General features: G+C 44.9%; 10 protein-coding genes. 7 read left to right on the top strand and 3 right to left on the bottom strand.

Features of this window, described 5'->3' with window-relative positions; all coding sequences use genetic code 11:
• Nucleotides 1–217 precede the first annotated feature (217 nt).
• From Q7J27_01250 to Q7J27_01270, 5 genes are all read left to right on the top strand, one after another.
• Nucleotides 218–445 (top strand): type II toxin-antitoxin system prevent-host-death family antitoxin, encoded by a 228-nt coding sequence (locus Q7J27_01250; GenBank protein MDO9527765.1) that lies wholly within the window; start codon nt 218–220, stop codon nt 443–445.
• Nucleotides 442–840, top strand: a complete 399-nt coding sequence (locus tag Q7J27_01255) for a type II toxin-antitoxin system VapC family toxin (protein MDO9527766.1) — start codon at nt 442–444, stop codon at nt 838–840. The genes Q7J27_01250 and Q7J27_01255 overlap by 4 nt, the downstream gene beginning before the upstream one ends.
• 153 nt (nt 841–993) lie before the next feature.
• Nucleotides 994–1,536, top strand: a complete 543-nt coding sequence (locus tag Q7J27_01260; GenBank protein ID MDO9527767.1) for a DUF1614 domain-containing protein — start codon at nt 994–996, stop codon at nt 1,534–1,536.
• Nucleotides 1,537–1,665: 129 nt separating this feature from the next.
• Nucleotides 1,666–1,884, top strand: a complete 219-nt coding sequence (locus Q7J27_01265; GenBank protein MDO9527768.1) for a ribbon-helix-helix protein, CopG family — start codon at nt 1,666–1,668, stop codon at nt 1,882–1,884.
• Nucleotides 1,881–2,285: a putative toxin-antitoxin system toxin component, PIN family gene (locus Q7J27_01270; protein ID MDO9527769.1), complete on the top strand. Its 405-nt coding sequence runs from the start codon at nt 1,881–1,883 to the stop codon at nt 2,283–2,285. Before Q7J27_01265 ends, Q7J27_01270 begins: the two co-directional genes overlap by 4 nt.
• 303 nt (nt 2,286–2,588) lie before the next feature.
• Here Q7J27_01270 and Q7J27_01275 read toward each other — a convergent pair whose 3' ends face one another.
• Entirely contained in the window at nt 2,589–3,002 is a 414-nt protein-coding gene (locus Q7J27_01275; protein MDO9527770.1) for a putative toxin-antitoxin system toxin component, PIN family, read from the bottom strand.
• Between the two features lie 2 nt (nt 3,003–3,004).
• The gene (locus tag Q7J27_01280) at nt 3,005–3,256 is read right to left on the bottom strand and encodes a ribbon-helix-helix domain-containing protein (protein MDO9527771.1); all 252 of its coding nucleotides are present in this window, start codon (nt 3,254–3,256) and stop codon (nt 3,005–3,007) included.
• 363 nt (nt 3,257–3,619) lie between these two features.
• Between Q7J27_01280 and Q7J27_01285 the strand changes: the two genes are divergently transcribed.
• Nucleotides 3,620–3,907, top strand: a complete 288-nt coding sequence (locus tag Q7J27_01285; protein ID MDO9527772.1) for a hypothetical protein — start codon at nt 3,620–3,622, stop codon at nt 3,905–3,907.
• Nucleotides 3,908–3,994: 87 nt separating this feature from the next.
• Nucleotides 3,995–4,201 carry a hypothetical protein gene (locus Q7J27_01290; protein ID MDO9527773.1) on the top strand — a complete coding sequence of 69 codons (207 nt, stop codon included), beginning with the start codon at nt 3,995–3,997 and terminating at the stop codon, nt 4,199–4,201.
• A 106-nt stretch (nt 4,202–4,307) separates the two neighbouring features.
• On the opposite strand, the gene Q7J27_01295 is transcribed toward Q7J27_01290, so the two are convergent.
• Nucleotides 4,308–4,625 carry a hypothetical protein gene (locus tag Q7J27_01295; GenBank protein MDO9527774.1) on the bottom strand — a complete coding sequence of 106 codons (318 nt, stop codon included), beginning with the start codon at nt 4,623–4,625 and terminating at the stop codon, nt 4,308–4,310.
• Nucleotides 4,626–4,731: the final 106 nt, after the last annotated feature.

Genomic DNA, 4,731 nt, shown 5'->3' on the forward strand with positions numbered 1-4,731 from the left:
GCGGGTGTGCCGGTAACGGTCGTGCAGGACCTTCTCGGTCATTCAGCGCTGACAACCACGGCTATTTACCTGAAGATGTCGGGGCAGGAAGCGAAAGGAATATTGAAGGACAAGGGATTGATTTAGATTTGACAATAGATTGTTAGTGATATAGGATCATGTACATAGAATGATGATCGTGGTCATATGCCTAAAAATAAGGAAGGGGCATTCAGCAATGATTAAAGTATCTGCAACCAAATTAAGAAATAATCTGTTCGATTATTTAAACATGGCATCAAAGGGAGAAACCGTAATAATCCAGAGAAATAAAGAAGAAGTTGCCCGTTTGGTACCCACACACCAAACAGACTGGCGAGACAAAATGACTATTAAACCTCAGATTATGGTTGCACCCGAAGAGCTTATCAAACCTGTTGAGAATATCTGGGAGGAATATGTGTGAAAAAGGAGACCTATCTATTTGATACCCATGCTCTAATTTTCTTGAATAATAAAATATCAGTCTCGGAAAGGTTTATAACCTTTTTTGATAACCAGGCCAAAAAGGGCCGTCTTTATATTTCTTCTATATCGTTCTGGGAGATTGCTTTGTTGGTGAAAAAGGACAGGATATCAATATCAAACGTAACTGCATGGAAAAACGAAATAATAAACAATACAAATATACAAATGATTGAACCTTCTGCTTCCGAAATGATTGATTCCACCCAGCTTCCTGATTATCACAAAGATCCATTTGATAGGCTATTAATTGCCCAAGCTAATCAAAATAATTGCTCTCTTGTAGCAAAAGATAACAACATTTATGAGTACAATGTAAAAACTTTCTGGATATAGCTGGAAGTATAAGGTTATATTGGAAGATAAGGTACCGAGTTGATACGCACACTGCTGATCTCAAGCATTTATCTCGTAGTATGGGCACTATTCTACTGCTTCAGTCAGTTGGGATGGCTGATACAAGTCTTTCCTCAATGTTGTGGGGATTGGGTGAAGGATAATCAACTTCTGATGTTATTGTCCATTGCTCTGCTGGCGGTGATAAACATCCCCATATTCAGTCCTTTCCCTCATGTAAAAATCCGTCTTAATGTTGTGGGCTGTGTCTTGCCCCTGCTTTTGTCTTGTGGTTTGTTTTGGTATTGTCCTTCCTTGCGGCATTTATTGTTATTACCTGTACTGGCGGCAGTGGTAGTAGGGCTTTTATGCGCCAGTCTGACAAGTAAAGGTGTGTTTATGAATATAGTGCCCTTAGTCGTCATAACGTGTGCATCCAGTATTGTTTGTATCTTATGGACCGAATATAGCGGCTATCTCTCGTTGGCGCCTCAGATTGCTTTTATCTCTGCATTCGTTGGCAGTTTGATAGGTGGGGATATAGCTCGTGTTCCGTTAGCATGGATGCAGAAAAGAGAGAATGTTGCTATCACGTATAATATTGGTGGTGCTGGCGCGGCAGACGCACTTTTTATTGCCGGGCTGACCGCGGGAATTTTGACAAACATTGGGGTCTCACTGTGGAGGATTATATAAGGGAAAGTCCACAAAATACAAACACAGTAAGGAGCTTTGTCGAGGGCCGTAGCATATCATTTGATGTCTAAAGGAATCTGCTTGACGCAATCATGTATGTAGTGCATTGTAGTGTAGGAGGTAAAAAATATGAGGACCGTCTTGTCAGTAAGCTTGCCGGATAACATGGCGGCGGAACTTGAAGCCATGGCCAAAGCAATGGGCAGGAACAAGAGCGACATTGTAAAAGAATCCTTAGGATTGTTTCTTTGGGAAACGAAGTTCCGCAATATAAAAAAGAAACTGTCCAGCAAGGCTAAGGCTGCCGGTGTTATTACCGAAGAGGATATCTTTAAGGCAGTATCGTGAAAGCAGTTTTCGATACGAACGTTCTTATCGCAGCCTTCCTCACGGAGGGAATCTGCGCCAAGCTCATAGTCCGGGCACACAGGCGGGACTTCGACCTGATTTTATGCGATGGCATACTTCAAGAATTTAAGCGTGTCCTTAAGAAAAAGTTTGCCACCTCTCCTCATGAAACGTCCGAAGCACTGACTATTCTTTCTGAGGCAACGCAGGAAATTCTTGGACAAACTGATTCAATTACACCCATCTGTAGGGATTCGGATGACGACTTGATTCTTGCCTGTGCCAAGGACGCGGTTGCAGACTACATTGTTACTGGGGATGAAGACTTGCTGGTTCTGAAGAATTATGAGTGGATAAGGATTGTAAATCCCAGGGAATTCGAGAAACTATTTCCAGATTGAGAAAAGGCATATTCGTTAGCTTACGTCAGTGTGATTGTTCCCCTGCTTTACAAATCGATGACTATGCGGTCAGATGCTTTCCCTACAAATATAAAGCTGTAATATTGGGGGTCAGGCTTTCCTTATTGTCGTTATTGGGAGATAAAAGATGGTCTCACGCAAAGGCGCAAAGGCGCTAAGATAAAAAGATAGAAGATTAGAGGATTAGAAAACAGGATGACAGGAAAAGACAGGGATCAGGGGGCAGGAAAAGACAGGAGACGGGAGATCGGAGGAGGGAATATCGGAGGAGGGAATATCGGACTATTCAGTGGACGGTTGTCGAGGTATCGTGAGAAAAGTTGATAATTTTATGATTTCAAAATTCCCGTAATTTCTCAATTTAAGCAAATGCTTGTCCCCGGTGACTAAAAAATCCGCTTCTGCTTTTATAGCGCACTCTAAAATACGATTATCCGAGTCATCCGATACTACCTTTAGCCAAGGTGTGGTTTTGAAGACGACTGTCAGGTTGCTGATGGACGTAATTAACTGAGCAATTTTCTGTTTCTCCCAACCGAACTTCTCGTCCAATTTTCGGGCCAATTCAGTAAGGATTGCAACAGAGGTGCAAAGTTCGAAATCGCCATCGATGGCGTGAAGGTACGCTTTTCCAGCATTGCCACCGGGTATGACGAAGGCGGAGATGTAGATGTTGGTGTCAAAAACGACCTTCAAAATCAACGTCCTTCGAAAACCAGTTTTTCAACATCAGACTCTGTGAAAATCCCTTTTTTTTGAGCCAGAGCTGTGCCGTATGTCTGAAGTTCTTGAAACTCCTCTTTCAGATTCTGTCTCTTGTAAGTTAGAAACATTTCTCTGAAAAGCACGCTCCTGTTTTTTGCCAGCCTCTTAGCCAGCTTGTCATATTCTTCAGCCATGTCCTGCGGCATGGAGATTGTCACGGCTGAGCGCGTTTTCTTTGTTTTCATGGGGATACCTCCAGAACAGTATGACAGGATCATACAGGTTTTAAGGCTATCGGTCAAGAGAAGTTTTTGGAATAGGGGGCAGGGATAGCCGCTCATCAGCGAAGGGTTTCCCGGACCTACAGGTCAAGAACCTATAAGAATCAGCCGCAGATGAACGCAGATGGACGCAGACTGGGAAAGAAGATAAGAAATGAAACAAATTATTCAAAAGTTTAAGACCGATCCACAGATTACCTCACGCAAAGGCGCAAAGGCGCCAAGGACGCAAAGAAGGACAGGCAAGAGAGGCTTATCCCGAAATGGGTTTTACCCCTTGACCCCGGAAGAGAGTTCCTGTATATATCTGCGGAAGGGGGGTGTCTTATGAAGAATATCTTGGAAGTAACTGATTCTTTTGAGGAGATCGGAACGAGGACCATCGATGAACGGAACCGCCTGACCGTCGGCGAAATCCTCAAAGGCTGTAAAAGGATCCGTCTCTATCGGAACGTCAGCGGCGAGGTACTGCTACAGCCGATCGCCGAGATCCCCGCTTCGGAACTCTGGCTTTTCCAAAACCCGGAGGCAAACAACGAGGTCCGGGAGGGTCTGCGGGACGCCTCGCAGGGGAAGGTCTCCCGATTGGATCCCGAAGAACTGAAGGAGCCCTGATTGTTTGAGATTATCCTGACGGAGCGGGCAAGGAAGCACTGGGACCGCCTGAAGGCAGACACGGGCCTTGAAAAGCGGCTTCGGGCTGTGCGCAAGACTCTTCGTTTTCTGTCGGAAAACCCGAGACATCCAAGCCTTCAGACACACGAATTCACCAGCCTCAAGGGACCGCAGGGAGAGAAGGTCTTTGAGGCCTACGCCGAGCAATCCACACCTGCGGCCTATCGAGTCTTCTGGTATTACGGACCGGAGGAGAACCGGATCACGGTTATCGCCATCACACCGCATCCGTGAAAAAATGGCATAGCAATCTCACGCTAAGGCGCAAAGGGAGCTAGGGTTAAAGACAAATACGGGCTCACGCAAAGGCGCTGCTTGTTTGAGTACTTGTCTGACCCTATCACTGATAAGCTGAATTATGATAAGGATGTAACGACAACAGGCGCAGCCATGAGCCGTCACGATATGCTATTCCCCGAAATCCCTCGCCGATTCGAAAACTGTAAAGCTTGTTACCTTCCGGACCTTTTTGCGATAGGATAGCTTCCCATTTTAGACCATGATCTGAATATACCTGTTGCCATGTCATATTTGCCAATTTCCGTAAAGTATTGAGGGTGTTGTGCTGATCGCTTTTGGACAGATTGAAGAGCAGGCGTTGAAAGACAGGATTGTTCAAATCCAAACGTATGCATTGATCTGTTTTCTGGGTCATCATTTGATCCGAGCTTCTAATTCCTCAAAGTTTGTATCCTTAGGCGAGTTTTTTTCTGCCCAGGCAATTGCTTCGTTTAGTTCGGCCTGGACATCCGGCTTATGGAGCC

The sequence above is a fragment of the Syntrophales bacterium genome, from assembly GCA_030655775.1.
Taxonomy (GTDB): Bacteria; Desulfobacterota; Syntrophia; order Syntrophales; family JADFWA01; genus JAUSPI01.